The organism is Rheinheimera sp. KL1, from assembly GCF_001275035.1.
In the GTDB taxonomy this organism is placed as follows: Bacteria; Pseudomonadota; Gammaproteobacteria; order Enterobacterales; family Alteromonadaceae; genus Pararheinheimera; species Pararheinheimera tangshanensis.
The window spans coordinates 96,067-119,390 of sequence record NZ_LAMX01000021.1 but is presented as its reverse complement, the minus strand read 5'-3'; the positions used below and the strand labels follow the sequence as shown (position 1 = coordinate 119,390).

At 45.3% G+C, this 23,324-nt stretch carries 21 protein-coding genes; 11 read left to right on the top strand and 10 right to left on the bottom strand.

Going from position 1 to position 23,324, the window contains the following annotated elements:
• Positions 1-65: 65 nt before the first annotated feature.
• Positions 66-1,298 carry a UDP-N-acetyl-D-mannosamine dehydrogenase gene (gene wecC / locus WH43_RS12160; protein WP_053424872.1) on the top strand — a complete coding sequence of 411 codons (1,233 nt, stop codon included), beginning with the start codon at positions 66-68 and terminating at the stop codon, positions 1,296-1,298.
• Positions 1,299-1,342: 44 nt separating this feature from the next.
• Here the strand turns inward: wecC and WH43_RS12155 are convergent, their stop codons facing one another.
• The 6 genes from WH43_RS12155 to WH43_RS12130 are packed head-to-tail and all read right to left on the bottom strand — an operon-like array spanning position 1,343 to position 7,322.
• Positions 1,343-2,602 carry a lipopolysaccharide biosynthesis protein gene (locus tag WH43_RS12155; protein ID WP_053424871.1) on the bottom strand — a complete coding sequence of 420 codons (1,260 nt, stop codon included), beginning with the start codon at positions 2,600-2,602 and terminating at the stop codon, positions 1,343-1,345.
• Positions 2,603-2,647: 45 nt separating this feature from the next.
• Positions 2,648-3,880, bottom strand: a complete 1,233-nt coding sequence (locus WH43_RS12150; protein ID WP_053424870.1) for an O-antigen ligase family protein — start codon at positions 3,878-3,880, stop codon at positions 2,648-2,650.
• Positions 3,880-4,590: a Wzz/FepE/Etk N-terminal domain-containing protein gene (locus tag WH43_RS12145; protein ID WP_053424869.1), complete on the bottom strand. Its 711-nt coding sequence runs from the start codon at positions 4,588-4,590 to the stop codon at positions 3,880-3,882. The genes WH43_RS12150 and WH43_RS12145 overlap by 1 nt, the downstream gene beginning before the upstream one ends.
• Complete coding sequence (locus WH43_RS12140) at positions 4,587-5,492, bottom strand: glycosyltransferase (RefSeq protein ID WP_286049710.1); 906 nt, start codon at positions 5,490-5,492, stop codon at positions 4,587-4,589. The genes WH43_RS12145 and WH43_RS12140 overlap by 4 nt, the downstream gene beginning before the upstream one ends.
• A 30-nt stretch (positions 5,493-5,522) precedes the next feature.
• A complete protein-coding gene (locus WH43_RS12135) occupies positions 5,523-6,248 on the bottom strand; it encodes a WecB/TagA/CpsF family glycosyltransferase (RefSeq protein WP_053424868.1) in 726 nt (241 codons plus the stop codon).
• Positions 6,249-6,275: 27 nt separating this feature from the next.
• Entirely contained in the window at positions 6,276-7,322 is a 1,047-nt protein-coding gene (locus tag WH43_RS12130) for a glycosyltransferase family 4 protein (protein ID WP_286049709.1), read from the bottom strand.
• Positions 7,323-7,627: 305 nt separating this feature from the next.
• Between WH43_RS12130 and wecA the strand changes: the two genes are divergently transcribed.
• The 7 genes from wecA to WH43_RS12095 all read left to right on the top strand — a co-directional run bounded on the left by wecA (position 7,628) and on the right by WH43_RS12095 (position 14,686).
• Positions 7,628-8,569: a UDP-N-acetylglucosamine--undecaprenyl-phosphate N-acetylglucosaminephosphotransferase gene (gene wecA / locus WH43_RS12125; RefSeq protein ID WP_286049708.1), complete on the top strand. Its 942-nt coding sequence runs from the start codon at positions 7,628-7,630 to the stop codon at positions 8,567-8,569.
• Between the two features lie 117 nt (positions 8,570-8,686).
• On the top strand, positions 8,687-10,024 hold the full coding sequence (locus tag WH43_RS12120; protein ID WP_053424867.1) for a flippase: 1,338 nt from the start codon (positions 8,687-8,689) through the stop codon (positions 10,022-10,024).
• A complete protein-coding gene (locus WH43_RS12115; RefSeq protein ID WP_053424866.1) occupies positions 10,021-11,058 on the top strand; it encodes a nitroreductase family protein in 1,038 nt (345 codons plus the stop codon). The genes WH43_RS12120 and WH43_RS12115 overlap by 4 nt, the downstream gene beginning before the upstream one ends.
• Positions 11,051-12,229, top strand: a complete 1,179-nt coding sequence (locus WH43_RS12110; protein ID WP_053424865.1) for a polysaccharide pyruvyl transferase family protein — start codon at positions 11,051-11,053, stop codon at positions 12,227-12,229. Before WH43_RS12115 ends, WH43_RS12110 begins: the two co-directional genes overlap by 8 nt.
• Before the next feature lie 171 nt (positions 12,230-12,400).
• On the top strand, positions 12,401-12,766 hold the full coding sequence (locus tag WH43_RS12105) for a response regulator (protein WP_053424864.1): 366 nt from the start codon (positions 12,401-12,403) through the stop codon (positions 12,764-12,766).
• Positions 12,763-13,338 (top strand): chemotaxis protein CheC, encoded by a 576-nt coding sequence (locus WH43_RS12100; RefSeq protein WP_053424863.1) that lies wholly within the window; start codon positions 12,763-12,765, stop codon positions 13,336-13,338. The genes WH43_RS12105 and WH43_RS12100 overlap by 4 nt, the downstream gene beginning before the upstream one ends.
• Positions 13,339-13,357: 19 nt before the next feature.
• Positions 13,358-14,686 (top strand): sensor histidine kinase, encoded by a 1,329-nt coding sequence (locus WH43_RS12095; RefSeq protein WP_053424862.1) that lies wholly within the window; start codon positions 13,358-13,360, stop codon positions 14,684-14,686.
• Here the strand turns inward: WH43_RS12095 and WH43_RS12090 are convergent.
• From WH43_RS12090 to nosR, 3 genes are read right to left on the bottom strand one after another with little or no spacing between them, the layout of a single operon-like run.
• The gene (locus WH43_RS12090) at positions 14,640-16,052 is read right to left on the bottom strand and encodes a sensor histidine kinase (protein ID WP_053424861.1); all 1,413 of its coding nucleotides are present in this window, start codon (positions 16,050-16,052) and stop codon (positions 14,640-14,642) included. The genes WH43_RS12095 and WH43_RS12090 overlap by 47 nt on opposite strands.
• On the bottom strand, positions 16,039-17,214 hold the full coding sequence (locus WH43_RS12085) for an FIST signal transduction protein (protein WP_053424860.1): 1,176 nt from the start codon (positions 17,212-17,214) through the stop codon (positions 16,039-16,041). The genes WH43_RS12090 and WH43_RS12085 overlap by 14 nt, the downstream gene beginning before the upstream one ends.
• Positions 17,215-17,219: 5 nt before the next feature.
• On the bottom strand, positions 17,220-18,554 hold the full coding sequence (gene nosR, locus WH43_RS12080) for a response regulator c-di-GMP phosphodiesterase, NosR family (protein WP_053424859.1): 1,335 nt from the start codon (positions 18,552-18,554) through the stop codon (positions 17,220-17,222).
• A gap of 107 nt (positions 18,555-18,661) precedes the next feature.
• On the opposite strand from nosR, the gene WH43_RS12075 reads away from it, so the two are divergent.
• The 3 genes from WH43_RS12075 to WH43_RS12065 are packed head-to-tail and all read left to right on the top strand — an operon-like array spanning position 18,662 to position 22,343.
• Positions 18,662-19,213: a response regulator gene (locus tag WH43_RS12075; protein WP_053424858.1), complete on the top strand. Its 552-nt coding sequence runs from the start codon at positions 18,662-18,664 to the stop codon at positions 19,211-19,213.
• 18 nt (positions 19,214-19,231) lie between these two features.
• Positions 19,232-21,217, top strand: a complete 1,986-nt coding sequence (locus tag WH43_RS12070) for an EAL domain-containing response regulator (RefSeq protein ID WP_053424857.1) — start codon at positions 19,232-19,234, stop codon at positions 21,215-21,217.
• Positions 21,218-21,221: 4 nt separating this feature from the next.
• Entirely contained in the window at positions 21,222-22,343 is a 1,122-nt protein-coding gene (locus WH43_RS12065; RefSeq protein WP_053424856.1) for an HDOD domain-containing protein, read from the top strand.
• On the opposite strand, the gene WH43_RS12060 is transcribed toward WH43_RS12065, so the two are convergent.
• Positions 22,330-23,145 carry an undecaprenyl-diphosphate phosphatase gene (locus tag WH43_RS12060; RefSeq protein WP_053424855.1) on the bottom strand — a complete coding sequence of 272 codons (816 nt, stop codon included), beginning with the start codon at positions 23,143-23,145 and terminating at the stop codon, positions 22,330-22,332. The genes WH43_RS12065 and WH43_RS12060 overlap by 14 nt on opposite strands.
• Between the last annotated feature and the right edge of the window lie 179 nt (positions 23,146-23,324).

Here is a 23,324-nt window from a genome sequence, read left to right as displayed (position 1 = left end):
GCTTTCTTGCGTGCTGTGATAAGATGTCAGCAAAGAAATAGCCAACAAGGTTAATGGAGTTCGTTATGTTTAAAACGGTATCAGTGATTGGTTTAGGGTATATAGGCCTGCCGACGGCCGCTATGTTGGCATCACGCAAATTGCGCGTGATTGGTATAGACGTGAATCAACACGCAGTCGATACCATCAATCAGGGTAAAATTCATATTGTCGAACCTGAACTGGATATGCTGGTGCATGCCGCGGTGACAGGCGGTTATTTATCAGCTCAAACCAGCCCTGTAGCTGCTGACGCCTTTATGATCGCGGTGCCTACGCCCTTTTTTGATGATCTGTCACCTGATTTAACTTATGTGGAAGCGGCAGTGAAATCTATTGCGCCAGTGCTGGCCAAAGGTAATTTAGTGGTGCTGGAATCGACCAGTCCGGTCGGTACCACAGAAAAAATCTGCCAATGGATCCGTGAAGCCCGTCCTGATTTAACTGTGCCTACTGATTCTTCACAACCTGACATTCATGTGGCTTATTGCCCTGAGCGTGTGCTGCCAGGTCGCGTTGTGTACGAGTTGATTGCCAACGACCGTATTGTGGGTGGTTTAACTCCAGCCTGTTCTGAAAAAGCCAAAGCCTTATATCAAACCTTCGTTACAGGTGAATGTTTAGTCTCCGATGCCCGTACCGCAGAGATGTCTAAACTGACGGAGAACGCTTTCCGTGACGTCAATATCGCTTTTGCCAACGAGTTATCGCTGATATGTGACGAGCTGAAGATTAACGTCTGGGAACTGATTAAAATGGCCAATCGCCACCCTCGCGTAAATATTCTGACACCAGGCGCCGGTGTAGGTGGTCACTGTATTGCCGTGGATCCCTGGTTTATCGTGCACTCAGCGCCAGAGCAAGCCAAACTCATTCGTACAGCCCGCGAAGTCAACGACTTTAAACCTCAATGGGTACTGCAGAAGATATTATCTACAGTGGCAAACCACGCTCTGCATAAGCCTTCGGTTGCCTGTTTTGGTTTGGCCTTTAAACCGGATATCGACGATTTACGTGAAAGCCCGGCATTACATATAGTCAACGATTTAGCAGCCGCTTATCAGGGTAAGATTTATGCCGTTGAGCCGAACGTAGAAAAAACCAATAAACTGGCGTCTAATGTTGAATTGGTATCTGTGGAACAAGGTTTAAAGGCTGACATCATCGTCATTCTGGTAAACCACAAAGGCTTCGGCGATTTGGACTTTAGCAAGAACAGCCTGATTAACGTGGTCGGCCCACTGCGCTCAGCACACTAAGCCGATTCGATTGAAACAGCCAGTCTGGTATCAGACTGGCTTTTTTATAACTGTGGGGGCAACGCAGTTTTTTGGCGTTTGATTTGCCACAGACAAGTGACCACCAGCATAGAGGTAATAAGCAGATTGCCGGTTAAAAACAACCAGGCTGTTATCTCTACCGTCAGACTATAGTTAAACCAACAATAGCCTAAAGCTGTTAACACTACAGCTAAAGTCACTAACATAGCTTTGTAGTGATTCGCTCCCAAGGACGTCAGCAGTACTTCAAAATAAGTTTTTAGCAAGGTGATCCACAAGGTTGCCAGTACCAGATGCAACATCAACAAATGAGCAGGGTCCAAAGCTTCGTTAAAGGAGATGTGATACAACCAATCGCCCAGCGGCCACATCAGCAAATAAGGTAAAGACAACACTGGTAAAGTAAACACAAAGACTTTGCGGAAAAACTTCAGTTTGTCGGCAAGTTCCGTCAAGCGGCTTAACCGGCTTAAAAATACCTGAGAAAAAATCACCGGCAATAACGTGATCGGCATAAACAAAATAAACAACTTTCTGAACTGCCCAAGTGCCAGTAAGGTGCTAAACAAGGCCAGAAAAATAAAAGGAATATTGGTCATAATGATGGCAAACACATCATGTAAGGCAAAATGCAATCTATGCCTGATATCCTGCCAGCCAAAGTAACTGGAAAAATTACGTAAATAAGCGCCTATTCCTGTTTTGATCTCAGGCCAAAGCACGTTCAGCCCCATCAGCACAGGCACCATACTGGCCATCAGCACAGCCTCAAGCATGGCATCCAGTTGTGTCATCACACCGGCAAACAGTAAAGCCACCACCACCAGTAAACTTAAGGCGCCAACAAATTGAGATTTTACCTCGACAAAAAACTGCTGCCGACCTTTAAGGTAACAAAATATCGCCTGACTAACGGCCCAAACTAAACCAATCAATAAACTAAGCAGATACAGGTAATAAGGCACAGTGTCGTTGATCCAGTAGTCAATGCCAACGACGCCCAGACACAACACCAAAAATACGATAAAGCTCAAAACCAGACTGTTAAACAACAAACTGATTTGCTGCTGTTTGGCTGAGTAATGGATCAGGTAAAAACTAACGCCAAAAGCTATGGTCGGGAAAAACAGATTTGCCAGCATGTAGACATAACTGAATACACCAAAATCGTTGGCCAGCAGTTGCCGGGCCACCACCAGATTGAGTAACCAGCGTGACCCAAAGTTCAGGCCATGAGCCAGACTGTTGTTCAACAGCTTGCGGGCAAAATCACTGCGTAACATGCGCAAGCTCCGTCTTTTTAGGTGTAGCTTGAGACTGCCCATGGATCAAAGCGGCCGCGTTAATAAACCCCAGACCGGCCACAGCATACCTGAGCTAATCACATGGCCAGCAATACAGGCCACCATCAGCAATAACAGATTCAACAGCACCAACGTGGCTGCGAGCTCAGAAGAATAAAGTCTGCACAATTTTAAATTCTGAGCAATAAAACCTATAAAGACCCAGCTGAAAAACATTAAACCTGCTACACCATAAAAAATATATAAATCAAAAGGATCAGACTCAGCCCAAAATTTCCACAGATGCTCAGACACCCCAATTAAACCTACACCGAACAAACGATGCACATCGCTGTAGTAAAAACTAACCAGTTGCCAGATTTCGGCTGCATATTTATCGCGCGACGACAGCAGGACGCCCAATAGACCTTGTTGCTGATAAACATGCTGTAATTTTTCCGCCAGACCTAGCTGACCTAACAACAACGGCGCTTGCCAAATGACCAAAGCCGCAACAACCACTAGCAGCAAGGTCGCCAGAGCAAGACGGTTCCAGTTTAAACGGATAAACCAGGGCATCAGCGGAATAAACAGCACTAGGATCAGAGTCCCCAGCATACCGGTTTTGGTGAGCATTAAGCTGGCACACCAGATTGAAGTAGCAGCTACAGCCAGAAAAATCAGCTTGTGCTGTTGCCAGTAGTACTGCAACAACCAGGCGGATAACACCAGCAGTACCACGGAAAGCTCGTTGGCGGCGTTAAAAAATCCTTTGCTGCCTAAATCGACCTGAGATAAATGCTGTTGCGGTAAATAAGAAGTGTAGCCATAGCCAAAAGCGCCAAAAATAAAATTCACCAGCACAATCAGGTAGTTGACCACAAAAACCTGATGCAGAAATTTCAGTGCAAAGTGTTTATCTAATTGAGAAAGACTCAACAAATAATAAAACGCAATCAGAGGCGAAATTAGTTTCAGGATCAGCCCAAGGTCTGGGGCTAAGGATCCTCCAAGGTGCAACCAACTATAAAAAGCTCCGGGTAATAACAGGATAAAAAGTGCAGGAAAGAGTAAAAAGGTTTTACCGCTGCGCCAACTTAATGATACCAGCATCAGAACTAACATCAGCACTTTATACAAGGCAGATAAACCAAAACTGCGACCAAACTGATTTAATAAAAAACCGTTACAGGCGTCAATCAACAGATAACAACTGCACAGCAACAGGATAAGCTTATCCAGCGCCTGTACCTGCTGAAAATAACTCGAAAGCCGCATTAAAGCCGCCATAACATCAACAGAATAAAAGCACAGCTAAACCCCAACAACGCGCCAAAGACCAACATCAACCATAACGCAGGACGCAGACTAGACTCCGGAGCTTTAGGACTTTGCAGTTGCTTTAATGCAAAAGGTTCAGCCTGTTGAGCATACTCCACTTCAAATTGCAGCTGATGTTGCTGCTGTTTTACCAGCTCACTGCTCTTGAGTTGCTGTAAATTCTGTAATTGCTGCTGTTTTTGCTGGAGAAACTGCATACGCCACAGCTTGTCCCACTGCGTGAGCACCGAGGTCAATTCAGCTGCAGCACTTTGCGCTGAGCTGCTGTTCCATTTTAAGGTCACCAGATTCCCCCGTCTTTTATGTTCAACACTCAATTGCTCTGCATTGGCTGAATGCGATAAAGATTGGAAAAAATCCGCATCGTTTAACAAGACTAAGGCTCTGGACATTTCATCTGCAGAAGCACCGCCTACGTTCGCGGGATTTTTATCAGCCGGATCATCACGTCTGGTTAAACGCTCTGTTTGCCAATCCGTTAAGGTCACCACAGCTGTAGCCTGATAACGCTCTGTCGCACTGAGCTGAAACACATACAAAGCAGCTGCACCAAACACTGAAGCAGCGACCAGCAATAACCAAAAACGCTTAAACAATAAAGCGCTCAGGCTGACAAAATTAGCTTGAGTTACCAAAGTCTGATTCATTTTTTCGAAAATAATCCTTTAACGCCTTTGCTCAACAATTGCTGACGAAACTTAATAGCCCACTGCAGCTTTTGTTTCAGGTAATAGCGGATTTTAGTCGACCATAAACCGTAACGACAGAAAAACAATAAGCGAGGCAAAGAAAGCTGCTGCTGCTCCATCACCAGCCGATAAAACTGCTGGTTCTGCTTGTTGCGCTCATTCATCAGTGGCAGATGTTTTTCGACAAAATAACTTTGCGCGGCCAAACGTTTAGGTGAGGTAGTAATACGGCCCAGTTCATGCCCTACATGCACCACGTACGTTGCTTCAGCCAACCGTAAGGCTTTACCGTATGCAGCTACCAGACGGATCCACATGTCATAATCCTGAAACGCCGCAAGAGCTATATCAAAGCCGCCTTGTGCCAGCATACGGCTGCGTTTGACCAGCACCTGATTGGATAAACAGTGCACGTCCAACAGCTCATTCAGCCCCACCACAGCAGCATCAGGATACAGCTGTTTACGTATAGTGCCGTAATCCCAAAAATAGCTGGAGCAGACAAAGGCATACTGGTCATCATAGGCGTGATACAGGGAACTCAGCCTGTTGGGTAGAAACTCATCGTCATCGTCCAGGCCGGTGACAAACTCACCTTTGGCTTCGGCTATCGCCAAATTACGTGCCGCACAAGCGCCCTGTCCTTTTTCTTGCCGGAACAAACGTACACGGGGTTCATCGGCATACACCTTGTTTAAGGTGTCCCAGGTTGCGTCTGTGGAGGCATCATCCACCACCAAAAGTTCAAAATGAGGATAATCCTGCGCCAGCACGGAGCTGATAGCGCGCTGCACCATATCCACTCTGTTAAAAGTGGGCATATAGACGCTGATCAAAGGTAAATCGGACTGTTGCTGCACTATGCTTCTCTCTGTTTTTAATCGTTTTTATCAGAGCTTGTTGGTTACATATAACCAGGCGTAGGTCAGCAGATTCGTCTGACGACCAATACGGGATGGCTGCGATAACAACCGGTAGGCCCACTCTAAATGTAATTTGCACCACAGAGCCGGAGCCCGTTGCACATGGCCGGTAAATACATCATAGGTACCACCCACGCCCATGTAGTAGGCGTCAGGTAACTGCTTCTGACATTTACCTATAAACAACTCCTGCTTGGGTGAGCCCATTGCCACTGTAACGATACGTGCCCCACTTTGCGCAATACGGCGAATCAGCTCGTTTTCATCTTTAAAATAACCGTCCTGGGAATCCACTATATTGACACCCATTGCTGTTAGTTTTTCTACAGTTTCAGCCATCACCTGCGGTTTAGCGCCAACCAGAAATACTGGAGTTTTAGTCACAGCCGCTTTTGCCATCAAGGCCTGCCATAACTCACAACCCGGGATACGCTCTACTTTACGGCCCAATTTGCGCCGCATCACCTTGACGACCCCCATCCCATCAGCATAACGAATATCGGCTTTATTCAGAATGGCCATCAATTCAGGGTTTTTGCTGGCCGCTATCACCTTCTCGGGATTCATCGCTATCGCAGAACCAGAAAACACCGTACCGTCATCCTGTATGACATAATTGACCAGTTCAGCCATATTGCCAAACGCCATGACCCCAATGCCACCTACCTGTACCACTTCAGGTTGTATCGCCATCTTTAGATTCACCTTTTCCTATCGTCGTTACTCAGGCGCTAACGCCTGATACAAGCCATGTATTTTTGCCGCTACATCGTCTACCAGACAGTCTTTTGCGTACTGACGACCTAGCTGCTGCAATGCGGTGTAGTCTGAGTCTGACAAACTTAATAGCTGCTGAATTTTTTGTCTGAACTGTTGCAGTAAATGAGCCTCGTCTGTTTGCTCCAGCACCCAGAATGAATCGGCTCCCAATTGCTCTGCCGAGCCATCAGTTAAAGTGGCAATCACAGGGGTATAACAGGCCATAGCTTCGGTCATCACCAAACCAAAAGACTCATTGCGCGACAAGCTTAAAAAACATTTGCTGCGCTGATAAAAGGCTTTAAGCCGCTCAGCACTCTGACCCGCTTCAAGCTGTAAATTCGGGTAATTCTGAGTTAATTGTTCAAATTGCGTCTGATATGGACCTGCACCTATCACACAAATTTGTTTATCTGTTAAATCCGGCAACAGGGCTATTAATCTGTCCATGCCTTTATTTTTATCCAGGGCCCCGACATACAAAAGATCAATATCTTTATCAGCCCTGCTTAATTGCATTGCATCTGCATAGATCTGAGCTATCCCTGCGGACAGCACGATAGCGTTCGGCTTTGAGGTGTAGGCTTTAGTTTGAAGTTTCTGACTGGTAAAAATCCATTGGTCTACAGCTCCACAACACCAGCGATACAGAGCACCAAAAGGCTGATAATGATAAATATCACTGCCATGGCAGGTGACAACAATCTTAACCGAAGGTTTACGCAGGTATTTATACATCAGCGCCAGCCAAATGGTCGGATAGAAAAAGTGCACGTGAATCACATCAAAGCTTTTAAAGCTGAGAATATAAGACCAGAAAAACTGCAAGAACAGCACCGGGTATTTCAGCAGACGGTTGAGCAGACTGTCGTTATGCCAGCTCATATAGAAATAAGATAAAGCCTGACGCTTTTTCAGCGCCAGCATCTGATTTTTGACAAACTGCCCCTGAAAAGGCGCAGAGGGCTTTGGGCCCATATTGGTGATAATCAATACGGCTTTAGTCACAACAAATATCCTGCTTCAACAACGAGAGTCAAGCCTTATAAAAGACCAGAAACAATAACGACTCTTAGATAAATAAGAAATGCCAACATCTTGATTCACAGCATAAAAATCAATCAAAACCTAACTGAGAGACAACAAGTGTGGCATAAATATCAATTAGAGCATTATTTTCAGACAAAGTCGTTATTCCTTTCAATTTTATCTCCCACACGCCGTAGTCAGCCCTGATTTCTTCACCTATAATCAGGCCAATTTCGTTTGTGCCCCTTGGTATTAATTCAGGCCAAAAACCCGATGGAAATCACATGACAGAACATCTGCAGCTGTTTATTACCACCTTTGTTCTTACGCTCACTGCTATTTTTATTTTAATCCCTTTATCGGTCAAAGTGGGTTTAGTGGACAAGCCAGCGGGTCGCAAACAACACGTGGGTTCAGTACCGCTGATTGGTGGTATCTCAATCTTCACTGGTGTGGGCCTGACCCTGGCCTGGTTTGGTTTACCAGATAATATTCACTATTACTACCTGCTCTGCGGCGGCACTATTGTGATTTTAGGAGTATTTGATGACTTTATGGATTTAAGCGTCAAATTACGGCTTTGTGTGCAGCTGTTGATAGGCTCTGCCATGGTGTATGGCTTGCAACTGCATCTGGGCAATTTAGGTAATCTGTTTGCACTGGGCGATGTCACATTGGGCTATATAGGCATCCCCGTTACACTGATAGCTGTGATTGCCGCTATTAACGCGTTTAACATGATTGACGGCATAGACGGTCTGGCAGGCATGCTCAGTGGTGTTACTTTTGTCTCCGTCACCTTGATGATGGGCATGGGTGGACAACTGGAACACGCGGTCTTGCCAATGGTGCTGGTGTTCGCGCTGATTCCTTATTTGCTGTTTAACCTCGACGTGGTAGGGAAAGGCAAAGGCAAAATTTTTATGGGCGATGCCGGCAGTATGCTGATTGGTTTAACCGTGATTTGGTTACTGATCATAGGCACTCAAAGCGACACCGCCAGTTTTCGCCCTATCACAGCCCTGTGGGTTATTGCTGTGCCGCTGATGGATATGGTGGCTATTATGCTACGCCGTATCCGTAAGGGTCAGTCACCTTTTTTAGCCGACCGTGAACATTTGCATCATATCTTCCTGCGCCTTGGTTTAAATTCCCGTCAGGCACTGGTCGTCATCAGCAGCTTCTCCAGTCGTTGGCAACTATTGGTGTGGTTGGGGAATACCTGATGGTGCCTGATTTAATTATGTTAATTTTGTTCCTGATAGTGTTCAGTGTTTATTCATACACTTTGCAGCATATTTGGCGCATTACTCGTGCTATAAAACGTTACAAAGCGAAACGACGTGGTTAAGTTTTTAGTCAAAGTCGCCAAAGCTAAAGCCGTTGCTTTATTAGGTGAACGTCTGGTTAAACTGGCGGCCGGTGCGTTAATCACCATCATAGTGGCACGGATGCTAGGTCCTGAAGCCACAGGTTATTATTCTATTGTGATGACCTGGAGTGCATTTTTAGCGCCCTTAGCCAATTTAGGCTTAAACAATCTGGTGCAAAAGTCAGTGCAATCAGCCCCCGACCTGCGCACTGGTCAGCAAATTTTATTTACTGCAACCTGGCTTCGGCTGATCGCAGGCTTTGTGTTTGCCGCTCTGATGTTTATTGGTTTTAGCTGGTATTTACCCTCAGAGTTTGCACCTTATCAGCTAGGTGCTGCGGTGCTTTTTGTCGGCCAGCTGTTTAACGCTTTTATTTTATTTGAATACCACCAGAATTACTTAGGCCATTTCCGTACCCTCGCCTACAGCAAATTGGGATTAGGGATTTTAGGTCTGATCGCCAAATTGGCGGTGCTTTGGTATGGCATGGGCATTGGTGCTTTGTTTTGGGTAGTAGGTCTGGAGTTTGCCGCCGTCGGTGTGTTGCAGTACCAGATTTATAAAGGCCATAACAAAAGTCGGGCCGTCCCAACAGAACAGCATGGTCGTCTGACACCAGCCTGGTTTAACTGGCAACAGGGTAAAGAGTTATTACGCCGTTCCAGCTGGTTATGGGTTTCAGGCATTTTATCTGTGGTGTATTTGCGTATTGATCTGATTATGATCGAACGTATGATTGATATAGAAGCTGCGGGCGTGTATGCCGCGGTCAGCCGTATTTCCGAACTCTGGTATGTCATACCAGCGACCTTAGCTGTGCGGTATTATCCTGAATTACTGAAAAGTCATCAGAGCAGTTGGTCAGGCTATCTGGTGTTGCTACGCAAATATTGTGGTTACTTTTTAGCGATGGCATTAAGCATTGCTGTGGTGATATTCATCGTAGCGCCACCTCTGGTACCGCTGATTTTTGGTGACAAGTTTCAGGCAGGTATTTCAGTACTACAAATTCATATCTGGGCCGGTGTGTTTATTTTTATCCGCTACCTGATTGGACAACATTTAATTATCACAGGTCAGGAGCCTTTATCTTTAGCCAGTCATGGCATAGGCGCCGTATTAAATGTGCTGTTGAACTGGTGGCTAATTCCGATTATGGGTATTGATGGTGCAGCCTGGGCAACGCTTATTTCTTATGCCTACGCTTCATTTTTCTTTTTATTTTTTTCCGGCAGAACCCGTCGTCAGTTATGGCAACTGATGAAGGTTAAAGCCTCCGGTATGGTGGTAGAGAAAGAGACGGTATGAAAAAACAACTCCAACAAATCAGGCAAAAGCTCGACAAGGTCTTGTTACCTTACGCAGCCAAAAGCCGTCTGGCAGCAACGCTGTATTACGCATTTTTTAACCCGCATTTTCGCCGTGAGCAACATGCCACAGCAGCGGGCCGGCATCATTATCACCTGCACGAAGAAAGCAGCAGTATTGCGACCGTAATTTTACGCCGTAATATTCACCGGCTGGAAAAAGGTTTAAGCATGGTGCCACGCAAGTCGTTGTTTGCGCTGGACTATATTGACGAAACTTTAACTGCATTACAAAACCTGCTGGCCGATCACCAGGCCTTAGATTTAGTGCTGCTGAAATATTGTCACGATGTAATGGATAGCTACTTCTCTGTGACACAATGGCCAGATGGTGCCAGCCAACCTGTTACTTTTGCCGCCTTAAAAGCCCAGATCACCCCACGTTTAGCACAAAGCCGCCCTTCAGCACCAGCACCCTACGAACAAAGACCTCGCGCTGATATCAGCTACGAACAGTTTTTAATCTTGTGCCAGCAGCGCTGTTCAGTCCGTACCTTTTTGCCACAAAGTGTGCCTAAAGCTGTTTTAGAACAAGCGGTTGCCGCAGCTGCTCAGGCACCCAGTGCCTGTAACCGTCAGCCATTTCGCTACATTGCCGCCACAGAAGGTGAAATGCTGAATAAGTTAGCTAACCTGCCTATGGGTACTGTAGGTTACGCCAATGGCATTCCTGCTCTGCTTGCTGTGGTTGGTGATTTAAGCGCTTATCCTTTTGAGCGCGATCGCCATGTGATTTATATCGACGCCAGCCTCGCCAATATGCAATTGATGTTGGCGCTGGAAACTATGGGACTGGCCTCTTGTTCTATCAACTGGCCTGATATAGAAAACTACGAAGCCAAAATTGGCCGCTTACTGAAATTACAACCTTTCGAACGAGTCGTGATGCTGATTGCTGTGGGTTATCCTGATCCACAGGCCTTGATCCCTCACTCCGAGAAGAAAACCGCTACGGAGTTATTAACTTATGTCTGAATCCAAAGCCTTATTAGTTGAAATCAAAGGGGTGCAGTTCCGCAATAAAGGCGCCTACCTGATGCTATTGGCCTGTTTGCAAGGCTTAAAAACCTTAAATAACACAGAGTTGGTGTTATCGCCAGGCCCTAACCTGCCCTACCGTGAACGTGCTTTATTAGGCGCATGGCAAAAAGTATCCTTCCGCCGTAAAGCGCTGGATTTAACTCCATGGTTTGGCAAGTTACCAGGCTCAGTCCGTAATCTGATGAAACGCTACGGCATGGTCACAGAGCGTGATGTGGACGTGATTTTAGAAGCCAGCGGTTTTGCCTATGGCGATCAGTGGCCTTTGAAGTTTCTGCAAAATACGGCCCGGGAAGTCAAACGTTTTAAAGAAGCGGGCAAGCCTTTCGTCTTTATGCCTCAGGCTTTTGGTCCTTTTAGCAGCGAAGAAAGTAAAGCAGCCATGCGCGACATTATTCACAGCGCTGCACTGATTTATGTGCGCGATCCGGTATCGTTCAGCCATTTACAAAGCTGTGAAGCCAATCTGCCGGATACTGTGAAGTTAACTCCTGATTTTACCGTAGGTTTGAAAGGCCACAGCACTGCAGCTCTGCCTGAAATTGAAGGCAAATTTGCTGCTCTTATTCCTAATAGCAAAGTAGTATCCAAGTTTAACCACGCTAACGCTGAAGCGGAGCGCACTAACTATGTCGAAGCTTTTGCTGCTGCGGCCAATCAGTTGGTGGAATTAGGTTACGCCGTAGTACTGGTCAATCATGAAGGCAAAGAAGATCAGCTGCTGTGTCAGGAAATTGCTCGCTTAGCGCCTTGTGAGATTATTCAGATTGAAGATCCATTAGCCGTGAAAGCTTTTATCGGCCAAAGTTCTGTCGCTATCAGCTCACGTTTCCACGGAGCTATTAATGCACTGAGTCAGGGTGTGCCTTGTATCGCCACCAGCTGGAGTCATAAGTACCACGCCATGATGTCTGATTTTGGTATGGCAGATTACTGTCTGGAAAAACTTTCTGCTGTCAGTCTGACACAAAAAATCAGCCAGTTGCTCTCTGAAAAAGCAGAAATTAAACCTAGACTGGCCGAGAACGCTGCCAAACTGAAGCAGAAAAACCAGACCATGTGGCAGGGCTTGTATAAAACTCTGGATAAGTATCTCGGCCGTTAGACGGAAGTTTAACGGAATATAAAAAGCGAAACCGCCTTCCAAAGCAGGTGGTTTTGCTTTTTAACTATGATATCAGCTTACTACTTTTATTTTATTCAAAATACTACTATCAATATTTTCAAATTTTCACTTTTCGGACTACGCTAAATAAAAAAGGCCGAGGAGTTTTATATGCCAATCCCCATCACTATCGCGGACGATTCCGCGTTATCCCGAAAAACGATTCAAAGAGCCCTGCCACCGGGTTGGGATGTAGTTGTTCACGAGGCCAAAAATGGCAAAGAAGCAATAGTTGCCGTAGAGTCAGGTTTAGCTGAAGTGCTTTTTCTTGACTTACAAATGCCCGAAATGGATGGCTATCAAGTCTTATCACATATTAAAGAGCACCACGAAAAAGCCGTTGTGATTGTGATTAGTGCAGACATTCAGCCAGAAGCTCAGGCAATGGTAAGTGCTTTGGGCGCTTTTCGTTTTCTGAAAAAACCTCTGGACGGACAACTACTTGCTGCCACTCTCAAAGAGCTTGGATTGATATGAGCACAGACTTCTTATCAGAGATTCAGCGTGATGCTTTGCAAGAAATAGTCAACATATCCATGGGGCAAGCTGCGGATTCGCTGGCAAGGTTAATTGAAACTCATGTCCAACTTTCAATCCCTCATATTACCCAAACGAATTCTGAAGATTTTGTCACCTTGTTGACTGCACAACAACATCTGGCCCAACAGTCTTTCTGGGGGGAATTAAACGGTGAAATGATCTCTCTGATCAGTGATTCAGGTTGCGACGCCTTGGGAGAACTTATGCACTATGACTCACCTTTGGGAGAGCAAGATATTCAGGAGCTTGTTCTGGAATTAACCAATATACTTGCAGGAGCTTGCTTACAAGGGCTCACAACGCAGCTTGGTTTTAAAACTCATCTGGCAGCCCCCACTTTGCTCACTTTGCACACCTGGTCTGCAGGACAGTTACACTGGCAGCAGGCGTTACTGATTGAAGTGAGTTTTGTTTTAACTAACACGGACTTTCAATCCAGAGTGCTATTTTGCCTGCAACAGGATTCAGTTGGTCCTTTAACAACTCAATTGGATTTGTTACTTCAATAAGTCGCAGACGGGGTATTATATGTCTGATGAGCAACTCGCATTACGTTTGATCCAGCAACTCCCCGTAGGAGCCTGCCTACTCACACCAGATTACCATATCGTGATATGGAATGATTTTTTTGCGGATAGACTCAAGATGCCGGCGGCAGAACTTGTTGGCAAAAATCTGCTGGACTTGTTTCCGCTCAAAGCAAAATTTTTGAAACGTAAATTAGATTCTGTTCTGCTGTTAAAGAATATTAGTTTTACCTACTGGGAACAGCATCCACATATTTTTCAGCTAAAAAGCTCAAGGCCAGTGACAGGTGATGAAGGCCTGATGTATCAAAATATGCAGATAGTGCCGATCTTTTCTGACGATGGAGAAGTTCAGCACATATTTTTGGCCGTAACGGATGCAACAGCAGCCGCCTCCTATTCAATGGCTTTAAAAACAGCCCTACAACAGTTGGAACTAGAACATGCAGCTCAGGCCAAGTTAATAGACAGGCTGGAAGAAGCACACAATCAACTACTACAAGCCGAAAAAATGGCGGCCATAGGTCAACTTGCAGCAGGAGTCGCGCATGAAATAAATAACCCTATAGGCTTTATTTCATCGAATCTGGAGACCTTGCAGCACTATAGTCAGACCTTAGTGGCTGCATTGGACTTTGCAGGTAAACTGCTACAACAAAGTGCATCAGCGGAACTAAAAACCAGTTATCAGAACTACCAGACTCAACACAACCTAAACTTTTTACTGCAGGATATGCCAGATTTAATAGCTGAATCTCTCGAAGGCTCAGCCAGAGTCATGTCCATAGTCAAAAGCCTGAGAGAGTTTTCGCATGTCGACAGCTCAGAATGGAAAGAAACCAGTCTGATCGATGGTATGGAAAGCACCCTGCGTATTATCAACAATGAATTGAAATACAAAGCCACAGTGCATAAAGATTATCAGCCAGACATGCCTTTAGTGTATTGCCAGTCGATGCAAATTAATCAGGTGTTTATGAACTTGTTACTCAACGCAGCCCAGGCCATGGCGCAACCGGGTGACATTTATATTCGGATTTTCACTGAAAATGATGCAGCAAAGGTAAGCGTCAGAGACTCAGGCACAGGTATAGCACCGCAGCATCTGAAAAAAATATTTGAACCCTTTTTTACCACCAAAGCAGTTGGCACAGGCACAGGACTTGGCCTTTCGTTGTCTTATAGTATTATTCAGAAGCACAAGGGCAACATTAGTGTCAGCTCCCCCCCTGGCCAGGGCGCTGAGTTTGTGATCACTTTACCCTTACATAAAATACCAGAGTTTAATACCGATGATCAGCAGGACCAGCCAATGGAAAATATAAAGTAAAGCGACTGTAGTTGCCTACTTCACTCTGCACTTCAATATGACCACTGTGCTGCACCATAATGCTGTGGCAAAGCGATAGGCCAAGACCAGTGCCTTTACCTACATCTTTTGTCGTAAAAAAGGGCTCAAATAGTCTGTTAATATGCACAGGCTCGATACCGCAGCCATTGTCCTCAATCGCAACCCAAGCTTCGCTCTCCCGCACCCCAGAGCTAATGCGTAGCTCACCATGATCATGATGAATAGCCTGTCTGGCATTTATCATAATGTTCAGAAGAACCTGGCTTATCTGATTTGATTTCCCCATGACTAGCAAAGGACCTGAGGAAAGTTGTTTATTAAGACGTAACGCATGTTTAAATTCCCCACCAATAATTTTGATGGTCGATTCGACACTTTCATTTAAATCCACCAGCTCAATTTGATCGGTATCAGGGTGAGAAAAACGCCTCAGACTTTGCACTATATCTCTTACCCGTATCGCCCCTTCCAATGAATCAGCAATCAGCGTATCGCTGTCCTCAAGCAAAAATGCGACATCTTCCTTTTGATAGAGCTCTTGCAGTTCTCGCCTGGCCTGTTGCTTGACCTCTTCACTCTGATTCTGGTCATCAAGCAGTTGATGGTTACCCAGCAAGGCTTTAAAAATAGATAAATAGGTCTGAAACATATTGATATTACTAAGCAAAAAACCTATCGGGTTATTTAGCTCATGTGCTACACCGGCGGCCAATTGCCCCAGAGATGCCATTTTTTCGGATTGCAGCAAACTTTGTTCTATACGTTGTTGCTTCTCTTTCAGTGACACAGATGCCATGTAAAGCTTTTTGTTTTCAACACTGGCAATAGTACTGGCAACAAAGCTAATAAACTGGCTGGCGATTTTCTCCTCAGATGGACCAAATGCAGCCACAGAATGTGAGCCCAGTATCAATAAAAATTGCTGATCCCTGGTCTGGATCCGCTGTAACAAAGCCGAATGAATAGCTGGCCACCAATGACTGATTTGCTCACCCCAAACCGGCAGCGCCAGCAAATTAAATACTGCAACGGAATGGCGGCCGTATAAGGCTGCAAGTAAAGTGTCACTACCAATATCCGCTTGTTCGGGCCAGTCAGGCGAGTTTTGTCTAGCCAACAAAGTGAAATGAGCAGGTTCAAGTCTCAATAACACAGCGCTGTCAAACTGTATTCCCTCTGCCATCACACCAAAAAACTTACTGAAGGTATCTTCCAGAGTATCAGAGCTTAAAATAGCATCCAGACCTTTTTGCAGCAATTGATTCAGTCTGACATGCAGTAAAGCATTGTCGCGCTCAAAGGTCAGCTCCAGTACTTTTTCCCTAAGCTTTTCAACAGTCGGCATCGTCCTCTCCGAATAACACAGTAGCGTACATCAAATTACCATGCCTGTTGGTCTGATCCACAGCATAACCTTGCTCACCAAAAGTAAATGCGATCAGAAACGGAGCACCATCCAGCGAAGTACAGACATTTTCATAGACTAACCCCATCTGCTCTTTGATACTGAGTAAACATGCACCGCAAAAAATAATGATACCGCCACTGACCTTCTGCTGCGGTAAGACGGACCGCGCACAATCACACATAGTCCCTGTCCTGCTCAATAACCGAGGCGTTTCACTGCTCATCAAACATAGTTCTTTGCCTTCCTCGACTTCTGCAAAAAGTTCTATGGTGCCATCCGAATGAAAATCTATAGGTAAACTTAGCATATACAAAGGTAAATCCAGCTGGTCTTGCTCAATAACGGAGCCAAGAGGAGTCAGAGTGGTCTCCTGCATATAGTTAGCAGTGATTTTTTTGTTTAACCAACTGCTGTAAACATCTACCGCAGGTTTGTTGTCAATCTCATGCAACAAGCGCCCCTGTGCCTTAGTGACAATACCTTTGTGTTGAGTTGGAATATAACCAGAGTGGAAAAAATGACTGATAGCGACTGAAGGATACAACACTGCAATGACCACGGCCTGCTGATAAATAGCTTGACCATCGTATTGCACCCAAAGTCCAGACACATCGTCGTCCGCACTGCTACCGCCGTACACAGGCACTTTTTTTCCAAGCAACTTCTCGATTTGCCCCAGTACCGCCTCTTCAGTACCTGGTGGCTGCATACACCAGACTAACTCAGGGACCTGATAAGGTCGCCCGGCTTTTTGCAACGCCTGAGTCAGGGCTTGTTGTGTCGCTTTGGCTATATCCTGATGCTCTATGACAGCACTGGCGCTGCCGTAATGACCATCTTCATCACGGATCATCAATACAGCAACACTGTCCTGTTTTAAAAACACGCCGTGCTCTGTAATCACTCCAAAACAAGAGCTACCACCTATCCAATGTGCAGCGTAATTACACATAGGTAAATCAGCAAGCAAGGGAATACGACTATGGTGCCCCATCACAAAGCCAAACTGATAGTCTTGTCCGGCTAATTGCTGCTGTAAATCCAGCCATAGGGCTTCCGCTGAGCTGGCGTTACTTTGCGCCGTTTTGATTTCAAACATGAACTTTACTCTGCTGTAGCTTTAGCCGCAGACACCAAAAGTGTCCATTTTTTCTCACGTTTAGCTTCAATCTGACACAATTTAGCGATACTGGCCCCCGTGAAAACGTGACCTTGAGGCAGTAATAAAATCCTGCTTTCGTTATACAAAGGCCTCTCCAATACCATACCAACTTTGAGTTCGTCGGTAGAGACCTGAACATGCGAGGATGCAATAATTTCTGCACCGGCCAGCTTCTCAACAGGCAAGGATGCCAGGATATTCAGCAGTACAGGATCGTAAAAGCTACCTTGTTGCATTTTTAATTGCTGTATTGCATTGGCAAAAGCACTGTCCTGTTGTCCTTCCTGTTTATCAATCATCAGCCAGAAATCACGAGCAAGGGCAAGAATACGTGACCCTAGCGGTATATCAGTACCAACTAAATGATCTGGCACGCCCGAGCCGTTGTAGCGTTCATATTGGTGGTAAATAACGTCTGACATCAGGGCCAAATGGCTTGCTGGTAATAACATTAATTGGGCCATAGCCGGATGAGTATAAAACTGCTGGCGTTCATTACCATCCAGATTACGAAATGGTTTGCTGTAAAGCTCAGTATCCATACCAAGCAAACCTAGCTGAGATAAAAGCCCTGCCATCACAATTTGTTTTTGTTCTTTTGGATCCAGTTGTAAATGCGAACACAACAAATGGCAGGTCCTGGCAATGTGCTGCGCAAAGTGGCCGTTCAAATGTGGATTGACACTGATGAAGTTAAACAACAAATCCAGCACAGACTGATGGTCTTGCTCCATCTGTTTTAACACTTGCCTTAGTTGCGCGGTACGTTTCTGTACATGTTGCTCCAACTGAAGATTTAACTCTTTCAGTTTATGGTTCTGAGTACTTAGCCTGCGCTGCAACTCTTTGTTTTGTTTGACTAAGCCATATTTCTCCGCCGACTCTCGAACCTGAACTATCAACTCTTCATTGCGCCAGGGTTTTTGGATATAGCGCTGGATTTGGCCCTGATTGATTGCCATTATGGTTGAATCTATATCGGCATAACCTGTCAGCACCAGACGTTGGCTATCCGGACAACGCTCAGCGACAAGGTGGAGAAATTCAGCGCCTGTCATACCAGGCATTCGCATATCGCTGATAATGACGGCAAACTCTTGTTTCTCAAGCAGCAATAGCCCCTGCTCCCCGCCTGTTGCGGTAACCACATCAAAACCTGACGCCATCAGTAAACGTTGTAGTGATTTTAATATACTGATTTCATCGTCGACACAAAGTATAGAAGCTTTGGGTTCGGTATTAGTCTGAAGGCTAACTGAGAGTTCTGACGTCGTCATAATGAATTCCCCGTTGAAATAAATATCTCATTTGTCTTCTTTGTCGCATTTGTCTTAAACTTATGCTAGGTTTGGTCAGAGTGCAAGAATAAGGTCGAATTAAACAGATGAAAACTCTGACACCGGGTGAGATAGCCTTGTATTGTGACGTGCACCAGCGAACAGTCAGCCGCTGGATTGCTTCAGGACAACTAAAAGGTTTTAAGCTGCCAGGCCGAGGTAACTACAGAGTAGTACTGGAAGACTTTATTTGCTTTTTAAATCAGCAAAAAATTCCAATCCCTGCCTCCTTAACGGCAGCTACCCGAATCTTAGTGGTGGATGACGAAGCCTCTTACAGGAAAGCTATATTCAGGGTATTGCAACAAAGCGGATTTGACGTCATGTTAGCTGCAGATGGATTTCAAGCTGGATTACTGCTGGTGCAATACAAACCCGCAGTAATGACTTTAGATTTGCAGATGCCAGGCATGGATGGTTTCGAAGTACTGAAATATATTCGTGAAGATCCGGAGTTAACTAAAACAAAAATTCTGGTGATCTCAGGCTTAGCGCAAAGTGATCTGGATAAAGCTATCACCATCGGCGCGGACGCCACCCTGAGTAAACCTTTTGACAATACCAACTTAGTTGAAGCAATTCAGCAGCTCATCACTTAAAAGCTGCGGGGGCAACAGATGCAAAGCAAAATATTGATCGTTGATGATGAAGCTGCAGTCTTGCGCAGCCTGGAGCGCTTAATCAGCAGAGCTGGTTATCAGGTCATCACCGCCAGCAGCGGTGCTCAGGCTCTGGCTTTGTTGGCTGACAATACTGTGCAGATCATTTTATCCGACTTTCGCATGCCTTTAATGTGCGGTAATGAGCTACTCAAAGCTGTGAAGAAGCATTCGCCTCAGGTAGTAGGGCTGATTTTAAGTGCCTATGCCGATTTTGATGCCGTGGTAGAAAGTCTGAACTCCGGTATTGCTTACAAGTTTTTACAAAAACCATGGACAGACCATCTGTTGCTGGCCGAAATCCAACTGGCGGAGCTGGAATACAAGAGGCGCGCTCAGCCTGATCTGCATACACAGTTATTGATTAGTAGTCAGGATGCCTTGCTAGAAGTGGATCCACAAGGTCAGATTCTTCGCGTCAACGCAGCCTTGACAAAACTTTGGCAACTGGATGGGAATAGTCTCTATCAGCAACCCCTAGTCAATTTCTTGCTCGAGCTCCCTACTGAACAATTGGCTCAGTTTTTGATACACCAGCAAACGACTTTGCTCTGTCTGGATCACCAGCATCATGAAATAGAGTTAAGCCACAGATCATCCATGCCAAACCAGCTGTTATTGAAGCTGGAACGTTTAGAACCTCTGCCACAATTTAGTTCTGATTTATCCAACCTAAGTAACTTGTTGAACCACCAGCAAGCCTGTCAATTGCTGGACCGCTACATTGCAGAGCAACGAGGTTTGACCGCAGCAGCTGTGCTGGACATAGATAATTTCAGCCTGATCAACGATGCTCTGGGTTATTACAAGACGGATTTATTGATCAACAAGGTCGCCAATCTGTTACAGCAGCAGCTCGAGCCCGGCCAGCATCTGGTGTATTTGTCAGGCGATAAATTTGCGCTGATTTACAGCCACTGCGCAGACGAAATGGCGATACAGCTACAAATCAGTGAGTCTTTGTCTGTTTTTGATAACCCCTTGATGCATGACGACAGGTTAGTGCAGCTGAACTTTAATCTGGGTTATGCCATAGCGCCCATTGATACCATAACGCCTGAAAAACTGCTGAAATATGCCAACTTAGCCTGCCGGACTAACAGAAATAATCAACATCATTTTTATATGCGCTTTGAACAGGCGATCCTGGACAGCAAAAAACAGCAATTTGAAATTAGTAATGCGCTGTACAGCAATATAGACAACAACGGTTTTAGCCTTAATTTTCAACCCAAAATCAGTCTGACCGATGGAAAAATCCGCCAGGCAGAAGTGTTACTGCGCTGGAATCATCCAAAGATGGGCAGTATCTCTCCTGCACTATTTATCCCTATTGCTGAACGCGATGGACAAATCATCCGTATCGGACTTTGGGTAATAGAGCAATCCCTGAGTACCTTAGCAGACTTTTACCACCAGGGTCTGGAATTGGAACGGCTTAGTATCAATGTCTCAGGCAGACAGTTACAAGAGCCAGGTTTCGGTGCAGAACTGCAACAACTACTGAGCCGTTATCAGATTAAACCGGAGCAAATTGAGCTGGAGGTCACCGAAACTTATCTGATGGAAGATTTGCAGTTAAGTTATACTGTCTTGTCGCAGTTGCATCAGATAGGTGTCCGTATTTCGATGGATGATTTTGGTACTGGCTACTCGTCGCTTGCATACCTGACTAAACTGCCGATAGATGAAGTGAAATTAGACCGCTCTCTGATCACTGAACTGAGCAGCGACTTGCAAAGCCAAGGTATGGTCAGGAATATTATCCGTATGGCCCATGATCTGAACCTGGTGGTTACTGCCGAAGGTATAGAAACGCAAGAACAACAGCAACTGCTCAAACTAATGGATTGTGACCTTATTCAGGGTTATTACTACAGTAAACCTCTGACAAAAAAAGACTTTGTGGCTATGCTAAAACAACAGCCCTTTGCAGGAGAGTAAAAAGATGCCTGATAAAGACTTTGTGGTGCTGCTGATTGATGATGACGAATTGCTGTTAAGGGCGCTGAGACGTACACTGAGTCGTATTTTACCGAACTGGGCTGTCGAAACCTTACAGGATCCCTATCAGCTAACAGAACTTTTATCAAAAGGCCTCATGCCTGATGTAGTCTTCACAGACAGATTGATGCCGGGCATTCAAGGTGAACAAGTACTTCAGCAAGTACAACAACTTAGCCCTATCGCGTTGCGGTGCATACTGACAGCAGACAACTCTGCGGATTTATTGGTACAGGACACAGCCCTTATCCATTTTTTTTTAGCTAAGCCTTTTACGGACGAGCAACTACAGCAGGTCTTTTCCTGTGCAGAGCGATTGCGTGTGCTGAACTTCTCTGCAGCTGAGCGTGCTTACCTGGGGCGTCTTTCTGTTTTGCCTGTGTTACCACCTTTATACAAAAAAATAGAAGCCATGCTGCACAAAGACGAATTCCAGCTCAGAGATCTGGCGGAACTCGTCAGTCACGATCCTGTCGTTAGCAGTAGGCTGCTGCAGTTAGCCAATTCCGCTTTTCTCGGTTTTTCCCGCCCCACTCTTTCTTTGACTGAGGCCATCAACAGGCTTGGGCTTGATATGGTTAAATCTGTGGTGTTGGCACTCAAAAGCGGTGTGGCTTACCAAAGCCATATCAGTACAACGCCATACCAACGAATAACTGAACAAGCTTTTCATCAGGCTTGCCTTGCGCGCTATCTATGCAAAGAGGCAAATCTTGGCACTGAGATACAAGACTATGCTTTTTTAGTATCCCTCTTTGATTGTCTGGGCTGGATGGCAGAACATCTGCAACAACCTTCTATGGCTGATGAAGACTCCTGTCACTTTTCAATGATTTCCGCTTATTTACTGACCTTGTGGGGCTTTGAACAAACACTGGTTCAGGCCGTTATTTTGCCTGAGGAACTATCAGATTGCAGCTCATTACCGGGTGTAGTGCATTGGCTTGCTCACAAAGCAGCACAGCATAAAGATTATGAGTTGGATGAAGATGAAAGACATATAGTGGAATCGCTGCAGCTCTATCCGGCATGGACAGAGCTGCAAGCAAGTATTAAGACCAACTAACCCAACCGAACTGCCAGCTAGCCAGAATAAAGGCTCCAAAAGCTATCCGATACCAGGCAAAAATCTCATAACTGTGGTTAGAGACAAAACGGACAAAAGTCCTGACCGCTATCAGAGCGCTGATAAAAGCAGCAACAAAACCTACGACAAACATTGGCATTTGATCAAAATTCAGTACATCGCGGTGTTTGTAAATATCGTAAAAGGTGGCCGCAAACATAGTAGGCACAGCCAGGAAGAACGAAAATTCAGCTGCAACTTTACGATCAAAACCGAAAAACAGGCCACCGATGATAGTGGCGCCAGAACGTGAAGTACCTGGGATCATCGAGATAATCTGAGCACAACCCACTTTTAACGCATCTTTCCAGCCGATGTGGTCGACATCATGAATTTTCACCTGATGAGTTCTGCGCTCCGCATACAAAATCACTAAGCCGCCCAGCACTAGCATAGTGGCGACCGTAATAGGGTTAAACAGATAGAGTTTGATGTATTTAATAAACAACAAGCCGACTACAGCGGCTGGCAGAAAAGCGATAAATAAATTCAGAACAAAATTTTGTGCTTTTTTGTCGTGCGTAATACCAGTGGCAACATTGATAAAACGCTGGCGATATTCAAAAACTATGGCCAAAATGGCACCAAGCTGGATGGCAACTTCAAAAACTTTACCTTCATTGTAAAAGTTAATTAAATCACCAACAACAATCAAATGCCCTGTACTGGAAACCGGCAGAAACTCAGTTAAGCCTTCCACTATCCCCAACAATAAAGCCTTGAGTAAAATTATAAAATCCATTTGCACACCATAATTCAGGTTTTTAGCCCGGAAATTTAGACAAGAAGCTTATTATCAGCATCTGGTTCACTCTTGTCACCCCTAATACAACATAAGCGGATGAGATAACCGCAAAAACTGGTATTTCTCTGAAAATAATTTAACAACAGACCGTGAATTACAGCTTAGGATCTTCTAGT